The sequence below is a fragment of the Haemophilus influenzae genome (assembly GCF_900475755.1).
Taxonomy (GTDB): Bacteria; Pseudomonadota; Gammaproteobacteria; order Enterobacterales; family Pasteurellaceae; genus Haemophilus; species Haemophilus influenzae_D.
The window spans coordinates 186,407-200,156 of sequence record NZ_LS483411.1 but is presented as its reverse complement, the minus strand read 5'-3'; the positions used below and the strand labels follow the sequence as shown (position 1 = coordinate 200,156).

Annotated in this window: 15 protein-coding genes and 2 tRNA genes; 13 read left to right on the top strand and 4 right to left on the bottom strand. The window is 38.1% G+C overall.

Annotated elements, in window-relative coordinates; translation table 11 throughout:
- Window positions 1–4 precede the first annotated feature (4 nt).
- Window positions 5–1,153, top strand: a complete 1,149-nt coding sequence (locus DQN24_RS01050) for an anhydro-N-acetylmuramic acid kinase (RefSeq protein ID WP_021034667.1) — start codon at window positions 5–7, stop codon at window positions 1,151–1,153.
- 9 nt (window positions 1,154–1,162) lie between these two features.
- The gene (murQ, locus tag DQN24_RS01045; RefSeq protein ID WP_021034668.1) at window positions 1,163–2,074 is read left to right on the top strand and encodes an N-acetylmuramic acid 6-phosphate etherase; all 912 of its coding nucleotides are present in this window, start codon (window positions 1,163–1,165) and stop codon (window positions 2,072–2,074) included.
- 29 nt (window positions 2,075–2,103) lie between these two features.
- Here the strand turns inward: murQ and DQN24_RS01040 are convergent, their stop codons facing one another.
- Together DQN24_RS01040 and envC are read right to left on the bottom strand one after the other, a co-directional pair.
- Window positions 2,104–2,946, bottom strand: a complete 843-nt coding sequence (locus tag DQN24_RS01040) for a divergent polysaccharide deacetylase family protein (protein WP_021034669.1) — start codon at window positions 2,944–2,946, stop codon at window positions 2,104–2,106.
- The gene (gene envC / locus DQN24_RS01035) at window positions 2,946–4,178 is read right to left on the bottom strand and encodes a murein hydrolase activator EnvC (protein ID WP_111695256.1); all 1,233 of its coding nucleotides are present in this window, start codon (window positions 4,176–4,178) and stop codon (window positions 2,946–2,948) included. The genes DQN24_RS01040 and envC overlap by 1 nt, the downstream gene beginning before the upstream one ends.
- 175 nt (window positions 4,179–4,353) lie before the next feature.
- On the opposite strand from envC, the gene DQN24_RS01030 reads away from it, so the two are divergent.
- Entirely contained in the window at window positions 4,354–5,037 is a 684-nt protein-coding gene (locus tag DQN24_RS01030) for a 2,3-diphosphoglycerate-dependent phosphoglycerate mutase (protein WP_021034671.1), read from the top strand.
- A 77-nt stretch (window positions 5,038–5,114) separates the two neighbouring features.
- On the opposite strand, the gene rpmE is transcribed toward DQN24_RS01030, so the two are convergent.
- Window positions 5,115–5,327 carry a 50S ribosomal protein L31 gene (rpmE, locus tag DQN24_RS01025; RefSeq protein ID WP_021034672.1) on the bottom strand — a complete coding sequence of 71 codons (213 nt, stop codon included), beginning with the start codon at window positions 5,325–5,327 and terminating at the stop codon, window positions 5,115–5,117.
- Between the two features lie 175 nt (window positions 5,328–5,502).
- Here rpmE and mutY point away from each other — a divergent pair, with 175 nt between their 5' ends.
- The 5 genes from mutY to DQN24_RS01000 all read left to right on the top strand — a co-directional run bounded on the left by mutY (window position 5,503) and on the right by DQN24_RS01000 (window position 8,368).
- Window positions 5,503–6,639 (top strand): A/G-specific adenine glycosylase, encoded by a 1,137-nt coding sequence (gene mutY / locus DQN24_RS01020; RefSeq protein WP_021034674.1) that lies wholly within the window; start codon window positions 5,503–5,505, stop codon window positions 6,637–6,639.
- On the top strand, window positions 6,617–6,889 hold the full coding sequence (locus DQN24_RS01015; RefSeq protein WP_005690347.1) for an oxidative damage protection protein: 273 nt from the start codon (window positions 6,617–6,619) through the stop codon (window positions 6,887–6,889). The genes mutY and DQN24_RS01015 overlap by 23 nt, the downstream gene beginning before the upstream one ends.
- A gap of 14 nt (window positions 6,890–6,903) precedes the next feature.
- On the top strand, window positions 6,904–7,977 hold the full coding sequence (gene mltC / locus DQN24_RS01010; RefSeq protein ID WP_111695255.1) for a membrane-bound lytic murein transglycosylase MltC: 1,074 nt from the start codon (window positions 6,904–6,906) through the stop codon (window positions 7,975–7,977).
- A 237-nt stretch (window positions 7,978–8,214) separates the two neighbouring features.
- Window positions 8,215–8,290, top strand: a tRNA-Phe gene (locus DQN24_RS01005).
- Between the two features lie 2 nt (window positions 8,291–8,292).
- Window positions 8,293–8,368, top strand: a tRNA-Asn gene (locus DQN24_RS01000).
- 141 nt (window positions 8,369–8,509) lie between these two features.
- Here the strand turns inward: DQN24_RS01000 and mazG are convergent.
- Complete coding sequence (gene mazG / locus DQN24_RS00995; protein ID WP_021034676.1) at window positions 8,510–9,301, bottom strand: nucleoside triphosphate pyrophosphohydrolase; 792 nt, start codon at window positions 9,299–9,301, stop codon at window positions 8,510–8,512.
- Between the two features lie 131 nt (window positions 9,302–9,432).
- Here mazG and pyrR point away from each other — a divergent pair, with 131 nt between their 5' ends.
- The 5 genes from pyrR (at window position 9,433) to DQN24_RS00970 (ending at window position 13,722) form a co-directional block, all read left to right on the top strand.
- Complete coding sequence (gene pyrR, locus DQN24_RS00990) at window positions 9,433–9,972, top strand: bifunctional pyr operon transcriptional regulator/uracil phosphoribosyltransferase PyrR (protein ID WP_021034677.1); 540 nt, start codon at window positions 9,433–9,435, stop codon at window positions 9,970–9,972.
- A gap of 75 nt (window positions 9,973–10,047) precedes the next feature.
- On the top strand, window positions 10,048–10,983 hold the full coding sequence (locus DQN24_RS00985; RefSeq protein WP_041175272.1) for a peptidylprolyl isomerase: 936 nt from the start codon (window positions 10,048–10,050) through the stop codon (window positions 10,981–10,983).
- A 69-nt stretch (window positions 10,984–11,052) separates the two neighbouring features.
- Window positions 11,053–12,096 carry an endolytic transglycosylase MltG gene (gene mltG, locus DQN24_RS00980; protein ID WP_111695736.1) on the top strand — a complete coding sequence of 348 codons (1,044 nt, stop codon included), beginning with the start codon at window positions 11,053–11,055 and terminating at the stop codon, window positions 12,094–12,096.
- Window positions 12,097–12,112: 16 nt separating this feature from the next.
- Window positions 12,113–12,745, top strand: coding sequence for a dTMP kinase (gene tmk / locus DQN24_RS00975; protein WP_172453993.1), 633 nt, complete (start codon window positions 12,113–12,115; stop codon window positions 12,743–12,745).
- The gene (locus tag DQN24_RS00970; protein WP_021034681.1) at window positions 12,742–13,722 is read left to right on the top strand and encodes a DNA polymerase III subunit delta'; all 981 of its coding nucleotides are present in this window, start codon (window positions 12,742–12,744) and stop codon (window positions 13,720–13,722) included. Before tmk ends, DQN24_RS00970 begins: the two co-directional genes overlap by 4 nt.
- Window positions 13,723–13,750 lie beyond the last annotated feature (28 nt).

The window sequence follows — 13,750 nt, the reverse complement described above, 5'->3', positions numbered from 1 at the left end:
AGAAATGATTAATATGAAACCTCAATATTATCTTGGTATGATGTCGGGCACTAGCTTAGATGGTGTGGATATTGGGTTGGTTGATTTTTCTCAAGATCCTCAACTTATCTTATCTGATTTTTTTCCGATGCCAGAAGATTTACGTGAGAAATTAACTACACTTGTTCAAGCAGGCGAAACAACTCTACAAAATTTAGGCGAACTGGATCATAAACTTGCCTTGCTATACAGTGATTGTGTCAATGCTTTTCTACAGAAAAATGCTCTTTTGCCAAATCAAATTCAGGCTATTGGTTGCCACGGGCAGACGGTATGGCATTCTCCAAATTCACAATTTCCCTTTACAATGCAATTAGGCGATATGAATTTACTTGCCGCTAAAACAGGTATTTCGGTTATTGGCGATTTTCGCCGTAAGGATATGGCTTGGGGAGGGCAAGGTGCACCTCTTGTACCTGCGTTTCACGAGGCGGTATTTTCAAATTCTAATTTTGCTACAGCTGTTTTAAATATTGGCGGGATTAGTAATGTGTCTATTTTGTTTCCAAATCAAGCTGTTATCGGTTTTGATATGGGGCCAGGCAATACCTTATTAGATCAGTGGATCGAAAAACATCAAGGGCTTCGTTATGATGAAAATGGCAAGTGGGCTGCAAAAGGCAACGTGAATAAAGTTCTGCTTGATGAATTATTAAATGAACCTTTCTTTTCTTTACCTGCGCCCAAGAGTACTGGGAGAGAGCTATTTAATCTTGATTGGTTAAATCAAAAAATAGCAAAAACAAGGGAAAAATTGACCGCACTTTCAGTTGAAATGTCTTTGCGTCCAGAGGATGTGCAAGCGACCCTTGTTGAATTGACGGTAACAAGCATTGTTAATGCACTAAATCAGCCTCAAACAGATTTACCAAAACGTTTATTAGTATGTGGTGGCGGTGCCAAGAATAGTTTAATTATGTGTGGATTGCATGATAATTTACTCGATTGGCAGGTTGGTACAACGACAGAGCAAGGTTTTGATATTGATTATGTAGAAGCCGCTGCTTTTGCTTGGTTGGCTTATTGTCGAATGAACAATTTACCAGCAAACCTGCCTAGCGTAACTGGCGCAAAAAGTGCGGTTAGTTTGGGGGCTATTTTTCCTAAAGACTAAGGTCAAAATATGAATGACATTATATTAAGAAGTTTATCCACGTTAATTACGGAACAACGAAATCCGAATTCAGTTGATATTGATCGTCAAACTGCTTTAGAAATTGTTCGATTAATGAATGAAGAAGATAAACTTGTGCCACTTGCGATTGAAAGCTGTTTACCGCAGATTTCGTTGGCGGTAGAGCAAATTGTGCAGGCTTTTCAACAAGGAGGGCGTTTAATTTATATTGGTGCAGGCACAAGTGGTCGTCTTGGCGTATTGGATGCGTCAGAATGTCCCCCTACATTTGGTGTATCTTCGGAAATGGTCAAAGGTATTATTGCGGGGGGCGAACATGCTATCCGTCATCCTGTTGAAGGGGCGGAAGACAATATGAAAGCTGTACTTGAGGATCTACAAAGTATAAATTTCTCAAAAAATGATGTATTAGTTGGTATCGCTGCAAGTGGCCGCACACCTTATGTTATTGCAGGTCTTCAGTATGCTAAATCTCTTGGTGCATTGACAATTTCTATTGCGAGTAATCCAAAATCTGTGATGGCTGAGATAGCCGATATTGCGATTGAGACTATTGTTGGCCCTGAAATATTGACGGGATCTAGTCGCTTAAAATCTGGTACCGCACAAAAAATGGTACTGAATATGCTGACTACGGCAAGTATGATTTTATTGGGTAAATGTTACGAAAATTTGATGGTCGATGTACAAGCCAGTAATGAAAAGCTTAAAGCACGCGCCGTGCGTATCGTAATGCAAGCAACGGATTGCGATAAAATGCTCGCTGAGCAGACATTAATTGAAGCAGATCAAAACGCCAAACTGGCGATTATGATGATTTTAAGCAATTTATCAAAATCAGAAGCGAAAGTATTGTTAGAAAGGCATCAAGGTAAATTGAGAAATGCGCTTGTTAAATAAGATAAAAAACTAATTTAAACATCAGTTTTTTATTTTGGTACGCCTCGTAATAATTCTACAGGCTCAAAAGGTCCCATTGAGGTTGGCGCTGGCATTTCGCTGAATAATAAAATAAATGGCTTGGGCGGAATAACTTTTTCATTTCGCCATAAATTTCCCATTCCGACTAATTGAATATCTTCGGGTAAATTACGAAGTCCTGCTTGTAACACCGCAATGGTATTTGGTCGAGGATGACCAATGACAATGGCGGTGCCGTGTTTTCTGGCATAGTGAATTGCTGCTTTAAATTGACGTTGAACGTCTGCGAATTCGTTACTATCATCTAAAAATATATGGCGATCTAATGAACGCACGTCTTGTTCTTTTGCTATTTTTCCTGCGACAGATTTTCCTATTGTTCGACTATCTAAAAAGAATAAATGTTTTTCTTGAAGTGCGGTCATTAAATAAGTCATTAATTGGGGATCGGCCGTTGCTGCACTGCCCATATGATTGTTCATACCGATGGCATCACGTACAATATTTTTAGCGGTATTAACGCGATCATTTACTTGTGTTGCAGACATTCCTAAATGTAATCCACCGTCTTCGATTTTAATTGCACTAATTGGTTGCATCGGCATATGGATTAAAATATCTCTGCCTTGAGATTTCGCTTCTTGGTTACGTACTCGAGCATAGGGTGCTGCAGGGATAATTGCCACCGATATTTCACGCGGCATCGCAAAAATTGCTGCATCTTCCTTGGAATGATAGCCTACATCATCAATGACAATCGCAAGTTTGCTTTGAGCAAAAGAAAAAGAGGCATAAAGTGCGGTAGAAAAAATAATGAAATTTTTTACCGCACTTTCTATCAGAATATTCATCAACGAATCCACCCTGCAGGATTTACTGGCGTTCCTTTACGGCTAATACCAAAATAAAGCGCAGAACGTGATATTTCCCCTGTATTTCCTACTTGAGCAATAACCTGCCCTGTTGAAACAAGCTGACCAACCTTCACTGACACCGCTTGATTAAAGCCATATAAACTTAAATCAGTTTCACCGTGTTTAACAATAACCATATAACCATAGCCATTCAAATATCCTGCTAAAATGACACGTCCAGCAGCAATTGCTTTAACAGGCGTGCCTGCTGATGCGCCAATTACCATACCTTTCCAACGTACTTCGCCTGCTTGGATAGAACCAAAAGTATGCAAAATTGAACCAGACACTGGTGAGGAATATTGTTTTTTTGCCGCCCCTAAACCGCTTGTACTATTAAGTAATTGTCGTTCTTGCACAGTGGGTTGATAAGGTTTTGATGTTCGTTTTTCTTCAGCTTTTTGGCGTTGCGCAAGTGCCTCTCTTTCACGTTTTTCTTGTTCGCGCGCTGCTTGTTCTGCTCGTTGAATTTCTTGACGAAGTGCTTGTTCGTTTGCTTTTAATGCATTCAATTTATCTTGATCTAGGGCTAAATTTTTATTGAGTTCATTCAGCGTAGATTGATGCTCTTGCTGTGCTTTTTGCAATGCTTGTTGTTGTTTTTTTTGTGTGGAAAGTTGATTTCGGTGGTTTTTTTGTTGAGCGAGAATCGCCTCTTTTTGTACTGCAATTTGTGCTTGCGTTGCTTTTAAATGATCAATCATTTCAATCCGAACTTGATTTAAATGCTGATAATAAACTTTCATTCGCTCTGCTTTTGTTGGATCTTGGGCAAACATTCGTTCAATCAGCGATGGATTAATGCCTGAACGGTAAATTATATCCGTTTGTTTAGCTAATCGTGTTTTTTGCTCACGTTCCTGTTTTTCTAATTGTTTGAGCTGCTTATCTGCATCGGCAATTTGCTTACGAATTTCCTTTAAACTTATTTGGGTTTCAAGCAGTTCTCCCTTAACAGTGTTAATTTTACTCTCGTGTTTTTTTAAATTCGCTTGCAACTTAGCTTGCTCACGTTTTTGCTTCTCAATTTTAGATTCTTGTTGCTTAATTTGTTTTTGAATTTGATTGAGATCGGAAGATTGGCTGACAGGCGAAAATATTAATAAACCGCAGCTTAAAAGTGCGGTTAATAATAATGATGTTTTTTGATTAACGCCTAAACGCAACATAATTCATCCTAAATCCGTAAAACTCGCAAATCTTATCATATTTGTGAAAAGGCGAAAAAGTTTGATGGTTATTTTTTGTTAAAGATCAGGAAATCATCCCTTTTAACTTTTAAAGCTAAGGATTTTTTGCTATAAAATGTGCGTTCTTTTTATTTGAAAACATTAGGAGATTCTTATGGAATTAGTATTTATCCGTCACGGTTTTAGTGAATGGAATGCGAAAAACTTATTCACGGGTTGGCGTGATGTAAATTTAACAGAACGCGGCGTAGAAGAAGCAAAAGCTGCGGGTAAAAAGTTGTTAGACAAAGGTTATGAATTCGACATCGCATTTACCTCTGTTTTAACTCGAGCAATCAAAACTTGTAACATCGTGTTAGAAGAATCCCACCAATTATGGATTCCGCAAGTGAAAAACTGGCGTTTAAATGAACGTCACTACGGTGCTTTGCAAGGTTTAGATAAAAAAGCGACTGCGGAGCAATACGGTGACGAACAAGTTCATATTTGGCGTCGTTCTTATGATATTTCTCCACCGGATCTAGATCCACAAGATCCAAACTCTGCACACAATGATCGCCGTTATGCTAATGTTCCATCTGATGTTGTGCCAAACGCAGAAAATTTAAAATTAACATTAGAACGTGCACTTCCATTCTGGGAAGATCAAATTGCGCCGGCAATGCTTTCTGGCAAACGTGTTTTAGTGGTTGCTCACGGTAACTCACTCCGTGCGTTGGCAAAACATATTATCGGTATTTCTGATGCTGAAATTATGGATTTTGAAATTCCAACAGGTCAGCCTTTAGTTTTAAAACTTGATGATAAATTAAATTACGTAGAACATTATTATCTTTAATTAAGTTCAACGTATTGTAGTGCTAGTTTTATAAAACAAACCCCCGCAAATTGGCGGGGTTTTTAAACAAGTCCAAATTATTTTGTGCTTGGAATTTTGAAACGGCTGTTGAAACGCTCAACACGACCACCAGTATCAACAACACGTTGTTTACCAGTGTAGAATGGGTGGCAGTTACCACACACATCAAGGTTGATGTCTTTGCCTAAAGTTGAACGTGTTTTGATCACATTACCGCAAGAACAAGTCGCAGCAATTTCTTTATATTCTGGATGAATACCTTGTTTCATAGAAAACCTCAAAATGAAGCCACGCCGCTATAGGAACTTTCTCCCTACACCGCGTGAGTGAATAATACGCCATAATTGGCACCAAATAGGTTGCGAATTATACTGAAAAAATACAGATAAACAAGCTCTATTTTCGTGTAAAATCATCCCCATTTTTAACCGCACTTTTCTTTTTATGTTAGCAAAATCTTCCATCAATGCGCCATTTGCCAAATCTGTTTTAGCTTGGTACGACAAGTTTGGACGTAAGCATTTACCTTGGCAGCAAAATAAAACGCTTTATGGTGTATGGCTTTCTGAAGTGATGTTACAGCAAACGCAAGTTGCGACGGTAATTCCTTATTTTGAGCGGTTTATCAAAACATTTCCAAATATCATCGCACTTGCCAATGCTTCACAAGATGAAGTGTTACATTTATGGACGGGCTTGGGCTATTATGCACGAGCGCGTAATTTACATAAAGCCGCTCAAAAAGTGCGGGATGAATTTAATGGAAATTTCCCAACAAATTTTGAGCAAGTTTGGGCATTATCTGGAGTGGGACGTTCGACTGCTGGTGCCATTTTATCTTCTGTTTTAAATCAGCCTTATCCAATTTTAGATGGTAATGTGAAACGTGTGTTGGCGCGTTATTTTGCTGTTGAGGGATGGAGTGGAGAGAAAAAAGTAGAAAATCGCTTGTGGACATTAACAGAGCAAGTTACACCTACGACGCGTGTGGCAGATTTTAATCAAGCAATGATGGACATTGGTGCAATGGTTTGCACGAGAACTAAGCCCAAATGCGATCTTTGTCCGTTAAATATGGATTGTCTGGCTTATAAAAATGCAAACTGGGAAAAATTTCCAGCTAAAAAACCTAAAAAAGTGATGCCAGAAAAAACTACCTATTTTTTAATTTTGTCGAAAAATGGCAAAGTATGTTTGGAACAGCGAGAAAACTCGGGATTATGGGGCGGATTATTTTGTTTTCCACAATTTGAAGATAAAGCCTCGTTGCTTCGTTTTTTAGCCCAAGAAAAAGTCACGCATTATCAAGAATGGTCGAGTTTTCGACATACATTCAGCCATTTTCATTTAGATATTCATCCAATTTACGCCGAAATGGAGAGTACTTTATGCGTGGAGCAGGCTAATTTGGACTGGCGAAAAGTGGCGGAAAGTTCAAAAGAATACCAATCAAACCTATCAAGTGCGGTCAAATATTGGTATGATCCGCAAAATCCTGAATCGATCGGGCTGGCTCAGCCTGTGAAAAATCTTTTAATACAATTTGTAAGGAATCATTATGGCAAGAACAGTATTTTGTGAATATCTCAAAAAAGAAGCGGAAGGCTTAGATTTCCAACTTTATCCGGGAGAGTTGGGCAAGCGTATTTTTGATTCAGTAAGTAAACAGGCTTGGAGCGAATGGATTAAGAAACAAACGATGCTTGTGAATGAAAAAAAACTTAATATGATGAATGCAGAGCACCGTAAATTATTAGAACAAGAAATGGTTAATTTTTTGTTTGAAGGTAAAGATGTTCATATTGAAGGCTATGTTCCACCATCAAATTAGTTATCTATCCTACAATGAAAAAATATTTATTATTGGCATTGTTGCCTTTTTTGTATGCTTGTAGTAACTCACTGAATCAAGGTATTAACTATGATGAAGCCTTTGCTAAAGACACGCAAGGGTTAGATATTCTCACTGGGCAATTTTCACATAATATTGACCGTATTTGGGGTGTCAATGAATTATTAGTGGCAAGCCGTAAAGATTATGTGAAATATACAGATTCTTTTTATACGCGTAGCCACGTGAGTTTTGATGAAGGTAATATCGTTATTGAAACCCAACGAGATCTAAATCGTTTACATAATGCGATTGTTCATACCTTGTTAATGGGTGCCGATGCAAAAGGTATTGATTTATTTGCATCTGGAGATGTGCCGATTAGCTCTCGCCCATTCCTTTTAGGGCAGGTTGTGGATCATCAAGGGCAACAAATTGCTAATCAAGTTATCGCAAGTAATTTCGCCACTTATTTGATTCAAAATAAATTGCAAACTCGTCGGTTACAGAATGGGCATACCGTGCAATTTGTCTCTATTCCTATGATTGCAAATCACGTAGAAGTGCGTGCGCGAAAATATTTACCATTGATTCGTAAAGCTGCACAACGTTATGGCATTGATGAAAGTTTGATTTTGAGTATTATGCAAACAGAATCAAGTTTTAACCCTTATGCGATTAGTTATGCCAATGCCATTGGTTTAATGCAAGTAGTGCCTCACACCGCTGGTCGAGATGTGTTTACAATGAAAGGCAAAGGTGGACAGCCATCTACGCGCTATTTATATGATCCTGCGAATAATATTGATGCTGGCGTGTCTTATTTGTGGATTTTGCAAAATCAATATTTAGATGGAATTACGAATCCAACCTCAAAACGTTTCGCAATGATTTCTGCATATAATAGTGGTGCTGGTGCTGTATTACGTGTTTTTGATAATGATAAGGATACGGCGATTTACAAAATCAACCAAATGTATCCAGAACAAGTTTATCGCATTCTAACGACTGCTCACCCATCATCACAAGCTCGCAATTATTTGTTGAAAGTAGATAAAGCACAGAAAAAATTTCGTGTAAGACGATAATTGAATTTTTTCAGATAATCAAAATGCTCTCTGGCTAACACCATCGAGCATTTTTTATTAAAAAAGTGCGGCAAATTTTAAAATAGTTTTTATTATTTCGTTGTTTTAATAAACATATTGATGATTAACTATTCAAATGAAATGTTTTTTCCATTTTTTTTGAATTTAGTTATTGACCGAAAACCGAAAAAATAGTTTAATACGCCCCGTTGTCAGGCAGTAGCCAATAACGATAACGCCTCGATAGCTCAGTCGGTAGAGCAGGGGATTGAAAATCCCCGTGTCGGTGGTTCGATTCCGCCTCGAGGCACCATTTCCTCCTTAGTTCAGTCGGTAGAACGGTGGACTGTTAATCCATATGTCGCAGGTTCGAGTCCCGCAGGAGGAGCCAAATTCAGAAAGGCCGCTAAAGAGATTTAGCGGCTTTTTGCTTTCTTTTACTGCTATTTGTTAAAATCCTTAATAATAATTTAGATGAGAAATATTGATCTGATGATTGTTTGATTGTGCTAATTTTTACCGCACTTCTCAATTAGTTTTCTTGTTTTTTCACTTCATCCCACAACAAATCTAACTCAATAAGTGGCACATCATTAACTTGCTTACCTTGTTGTTGAACCGCTTGTTCTACCGCTCGAAAACGACGTTCAAATTTTAAATTTGCTTTCCGCAATGCATCTTCAGGATCACATTTTAAGTGGCGAGCAAGATTGACAGTTGAGAACAATAAATCGCCGATTTCTTCTTCCACTTTATTTTGTTCAATCGAAGTGCGGTTAATTTCAGCGTGAACTTCTTCTAATTCTTCCCGCACTTTGTCAAATACGGGTGAAATTTCTTCCCAATCAAACCCTACTTTTGAACAACGTTTTTGTAATTTTGCCGCTCGCGTAAGAGAAGGAAAAGCACGAGGCACATTATCTAAAATAGAGGTTTCTTCACTTTTACCTTGTTTTTCTTTGGCTTTCATTTCGTTCCAACGGGAAAGGGCTTCTGTTTCGTCCCCAGCTTTTGCATCGCCAAATACGTGAGGATGACGGCGCACAATTTTTTCAGCGATATCTTGCAATACATCATCAAAAGTAAAGTATTTATCTTCTGTAGCAAGCTGGCTGAAGAAAACGACTTGTAACAATAAATCCCCTAATTCTTCGCGTAAATTTGGTATGTCTTTCTTCTCAATCGCTTCGATTACTTCGTAAGTTTCTTCCGTTAAGCAAGGAATCATGGATTGATAATTTTGTTTTAAATCCCAAGGGCATCCGCCATTTGGATTACGAAGTTGGGCAATGAGTTGAATAAAATCTTGAATGGAGTAGCGCATAATTTTATTTCCTTTGATGGAATGTTTTGGATAGTATAACGAAGGATAAAAATGGTGCAAATACCATCGCTTTTTAGGCGTATTTTCTTTATACTTTGCGCATTGAAATACTATTGATAAAGCTGGGAAAAATGGAAAAAATTATTATCGACCACGATCGTTTTCTTCGCACGATTTCGCGTATTTCTCACGAAATTATTGAAAAACATCAAACGTTAGATGATCTTGTGATTGTTGGGATTAAACGCCGTGGTGCGGAAATTGCTGAATTATTACAACGTCGAGTTGAAGAATTAAGTGGTATAAATTTACCCTCAATGGAGCTGGATATCACTTTTTATCGCGATGATTTAACTTTGGTGGATCAGGAAGATAAAATGCCAGTTTATAGTGGTTCATCACAATATTTGAATATTCAAGATAAAACCGTCATTTTGGTTGATGATGTGTTATTTACTGGTCGAACCATTCGAGCGGCAATGGATGCGCTTACTGATTTTGGACGAGCGGCAAAAATTGAATTAGTGATTTTTGTTGATCGTGGTCATCGTGAATTACCAATTCGTGCTGATTACGTAGGTAAAAATGTGCCAACAAGTCGTGATGAACTTGTCCAAGTTCGCACTGAAAAACAAGATGGCAGTTACGAAGTCGTTATATTAGGGAAATAAATTTTGTCTATTGTGAACCTTCAGTAGAATTGTTACTCTAACCAACGTTATTGACTCTTTTTGGATGAGATGAAAATGAAAAAATTTGTTTTAAGATCTTTTTTATTGGCTGCTTTGGGATGTGTCGCTTTCGTTTCTATGGCACAAGCGGAGGAACGTGTCGTAGCGACAGTGGATGGTATTCCTGTATTAGAAAGTCAAGTACGTGCGAATATGGGTAAAAAAGGCGATCGCCAAAGTGCGATTGATAAAATTATTGATGATATTTTAGTGCAGAAAGCAATTCAAGAATCGGGAGTCAAAATTGATCCTCGTGAAATTGATCATATTGTGGAAGACACCGCAGCTAGAAATGGCTTAACTTATGGTCAATTTTTGGATGCACTGGATTATCAAGGTATTTCATTAAATGCATTTCGTCAGCAAATTGCCAATCAAATGATGATGGGGGCTGTACGCAACAAAGCTATTCAAGAAAGCATTGATGTGACGCGTGAAGAAGTTGTCGCACTCGGTCAAAAAATGTTAGAAGAAGCGAAAGAAAAGGGTACGGCACAAAAAGTTACAGGTAAAGAATATGAAGTTCGCCATATTTTGTTAAAACTTAATCCATTGTTAAATGATGCTCAAGCAAAAAAACAATTAGCTAAAATTCGTTCTGATATTATTACAGGTAAAACAACTTTTGCAGATGCGGCTTTAAAATATTCTAAAGATTATTTATCGGGGGCGAATGGCGGTAGTTTAGGTTATGCGTTCCCAGAAACTTACGCGCCACAGTTTGCGCAAACCGTCGTAAAAAGTAAACAAGGTGTGATTTCTGCACCATTTAAAACTGAGTTTGGTTGGCATATTTTGGAAGTAACTGGCACACGTGATGGCGATCTTACATCAGAAGCCTACACACAAAAAGCATATGAACGTTTAGTAAATACTCAATTACAAGATGCGACGAACGATTGGGTCAAAGCATTGCGTAAAAGAGCGAATATTCAGTATTTTAATAAATAACAAAGTATCAAAAATAAAGGGGCTTAATTGCCCCTTTTGTTGTTTTTTATTTTCTCTTTCTTATACCCTATGAAGAAATTTTTAATTGCGATTTTACTTTTAATTTTGATTTTAGCGGGCGTGGCGAGTTTTGCTTATTACAAAATGACTGAATTTGTGAAAACACCAGTAAATGCGCAGGCAGATCAACTTTTAACTATTGAACGTGGCACAACAGGTTTAAAATTAGCCGCACTTTTTGAGCAAGAAAAGTTAATTGATGACGGGAAATTATTGCCTTATTTGCTGAAGTTGAAACCTGAGTTAAATAAAATAAAAGCAGGGACTTATTCTCTTGAGAACGTTAAAACTGTGCAAGATTTGTTGGATTTGCTTAATTCAGGTAAGGAAGTGCAGTTCAATGTAAAATGGATTGAAGGAAAAACCTTTAAAGATTGGCGAAAAGATCTTGAAAATGCACCGCACTTGGTGCAAACCTTGAAATATAAAAGTAACGAAGAAATTTTCACATTACTTGATTTGCCAGATGTTGGTAGAAATCTTGAACTAAAAAATGTGGAAGGTTGGCTTTATCCTGATACTTATAATTATACCCCGAAATCTACGGATTTGGACTTGTTGAAACGTTCTGCCGAGCGAATGAAAAAGGCGTTAAATAAGGCTTGGAACGAGCGTAACGAGGATTTACCTTTAGCCAATCCTTATGAAATGTTGATTCTAGCGTCTATCGTAGAAAAAGAAACGGGCGTGGCTGCTGAGCGAGCAAAAGTGGCATCTGTATTTATCAACCGCTTAAAAGCAAAAATGAAATTACAAACGGATCCAACGGTAATTTATGGTATGGGCGAAAATTACAATGGTAATATTCGCAAAAAAGATCTAGAAATGCCAACGCCTTATAATACGTATGTGATTGATGGATTGCCACCAACGCCAATTGCTATGCCAAGTGAAAGTTCGTTACAGGCTGTTGCGCATCCAGAAAAAACAGATTTTTATTATTTTGTGGCAGATGGTTCTGGTGGGCATAAATTTACCCGAAATTTGAATGAACATAATAAAGCGGTACAAGAATATTTACGTTGGTATCGCAGCCAGAAAAATGCCAAATAAAAGTGCGGAAGAAAATATGAAAGGAAAATTTATTGTTATTGAAGGTTTGGAAGGCGCGGGGAAAAGTTCCGCTCATCAGTCTGTTGTGCAAGTTTTGCATGAACTGGGGATTAAAGATGTGGTGTTTACTCGAGAACCGGGTGGAACGCCATTGGCAGAGAAATTACGCCATCTAATTAAACATGAAACCGAAGAACCCGTGACAGATAAAGCAGAGTTATTAATGCTTTATGCAGCACGTATTCAGTTAGTAGAAAATGTGATTAAGCCTGCTTTAATGCAAGGAAAATGGGTGGTGGGCGATCGTCACGATATGTCATCTCAGGCATATCAAGGTGGTGGGCGCCAATTAGATCCGCATTTTATGCTTACTTTGAAAGAAACTGTATTAGGCAATTTTGAGCCAGATCTCACAATTTATTTGGATATAGATCCGATTGTCGGTTTAGCGCGAGCTCGTGGACGTGGCGAGTTAGACCGTATTGAGCAAATGGATTTAGATTTTTTCCACCGCACTCGAGCACGCTATTTAGCATTAGTAAAAGATAATCCAAAAGCAGTCGTAATTAATGCAGAGCAGACTATTGAACTTGTTCAAGCTGATATCGAAAGTGCGGTAAAAAATTGGTGGAAATCAAACAAAAAATGACCGCACTTTATCCTTGGCTAATGCCAATTTATCATCAAATTGCTCAAACCTTTGACGAGGGTTTGGGGCATCATGCTGTGCTGATTAAAGCGGATTTTGGTTTAGGTGTGGAAAGTTTATTTGATACACTTACACAGAAAATAATGTGTGTGGCTCAAGGCGATAAACCTTGTGATCAATGCCATTCTTGTCATTTAATGCAAGCCCATAGTCATCCTGATTATCACGAGTTAAGCCCGATTGACGGTAAGGATATTGGCGTTGATCAAGTACGCGACATTAATGAAATTGTTGCTCAACATGCACAACAAAACGGCAATAAAGTGGTGTATGTGCAAGGAGCTGAACGTTTAACGGAAGCAGCTGCCAATGCGTTATTGAAAACATTGGAAGAGCCTCGTCCAAATACTTATTTTTTACTTCAAGCGGATAGTTCGGCAAGTTTGTTGGCAACTATTTACAGTCGATGTCAAGTGTGGAATCTGTCCGTGCCTAATGAACAAATGGCTGTTGATTGGTTGAAATCAGAAAGTGCGGCTGAAAATCAGGAAATTTTGACCGCACTTGCGATGAATCTTGGGCGACCGCTTTTAGCCTTAGAAACGTTACAACAAGGGCTGATTGAACAGCGTAAAAACTTCTTACGTCAATTTTGGGTTTTTTATCGCCGACGTTCGCCATTGGAATTGCTTCCGTTGTTTGATAAAGAACGTTATGTTCAGCAAGTGGATTGGATCTTGGCTTTTCTTTCCGATTGTTTAAAACATAAACTTGAAATTGATAGCTATCGACAAGTGGCTGATCTCGGGCGTGGTATTGAACAATTCAGCGATGAGCAAACTGCTCTTGGTTTATTACAAGCAATCAAAATTATGCAAAAAGTGCGGTCAGATTTGCTGACGATTAATGGTGTGAATGTTGAATTAATGCTATTAGATGGCTTGACGCGATTAGTTACAGAAGTGTTTAAGGGTTAATTAATTTACCCAAGGTACAAATTAGGAA

Excerpts from the sequence above, each read along its gene's own strand:
- mltG (WP_111695736.1), top strand. The coding sequence starts at position 11,053 with ATGAAGAAATTTTTAATTGCGATTTTACTTTTAATTTTGATTTTAGCG.
- DQN24_RS01015 (WP_005690347.1), top strand. The coding sequence starts at position 6,617 with ATGGCAAGAACAGTATTTTGTGAATATCTCAAAAAAGAAGCGGAAGGC.
- DQN24_RS01030 (WP_021034671.1), top strand. The coding sequence starts at position 4,354 with ATGGAATTAGTATTTATCCGTCACGGTTTTAGTGAATGGAATGCGAAA.
- murQ (WP_021034668.1), top strand. The coding sequence starts at position 1,163 with ATGAATGACATTATATTAAGAAGTTTATCCACGTTAATTACGGAACAA.
- pyrR (WP_021034677.1), top strand. The coding sequence starts at position 9,433 with ATGGAAAAAATTATTATCGACCACGATCGTTTTCTTCGCACGATTTCG.
- DQN24_RS01040 (WP_021034669.1), bottom strand. The coding sequence starts at position 2,946 with ATGAATATTCTGATAGAAAGTGCGGTAAAAAATTTCATTATTTTTTCT.
- mutY (WP_021034674.1), top strand. The coding sequence starts at position 5,503 with ATGTTAGCAAAATCTTCCATCAATGCGCCATTTGCCAAATCTGTTTTA.
- mltC (WP_111695255.1), top strand. The coding sequence starts at position 6,904 with ATGAAAAAATATTTATTATTGGCATTGTTGCCTTTTTTGTATGCTTGT.
- envC (WP_111695256.1), bottom strand. The coding sequence starts at position 4,178 with ATGTTGCGTTTAGGCGTTAATCAAAAAACATCATTATTATTAACCGCA.
- DQN24_RS01050 (WP_021034667.1), top strand. The coding sequence starts at position 5 with ATGATTAATATGAAACCTCAATATTATCTTGGTATGATGTCGGGCACT.
- DQN24_RS00970 (WP_021034681.1), top strand. The coding sequence starts at position 12,742 with ATGACCGCACTTTATCCTTGGCTAATGCCAATTTATCATCAAATTGCT.
- mazG (WP_021034676.1), bottom strand. The coding sequence starts at position 9,301 with ATGCGCTACTCCATTCAAGATTTTATTCAACTCATTGCCCAACTTCGT.
- rpmE (WP_021034672.1), bottom strand. The coding sequence starts at position 5,327 with ATGAAACAAGGTATTCATCCAGAATATAAAGAAATTGCTGCGACTTGT.
- tmk (WP_172453993.1), top strand. The coding sequence starts at position 12,113 with ATGAAAGGAAAATTTATTGTTATTGAAGGTTTGGAAGGCGCGGGGAAA.
- DQN24_RS00985 (WP_041175272.1), top strand. The coding sequence starts at position 10,048 with ATGAAAAAATTTGTTTTAAGATCTTTTTTATTGGCTGCTTTGGGATGT.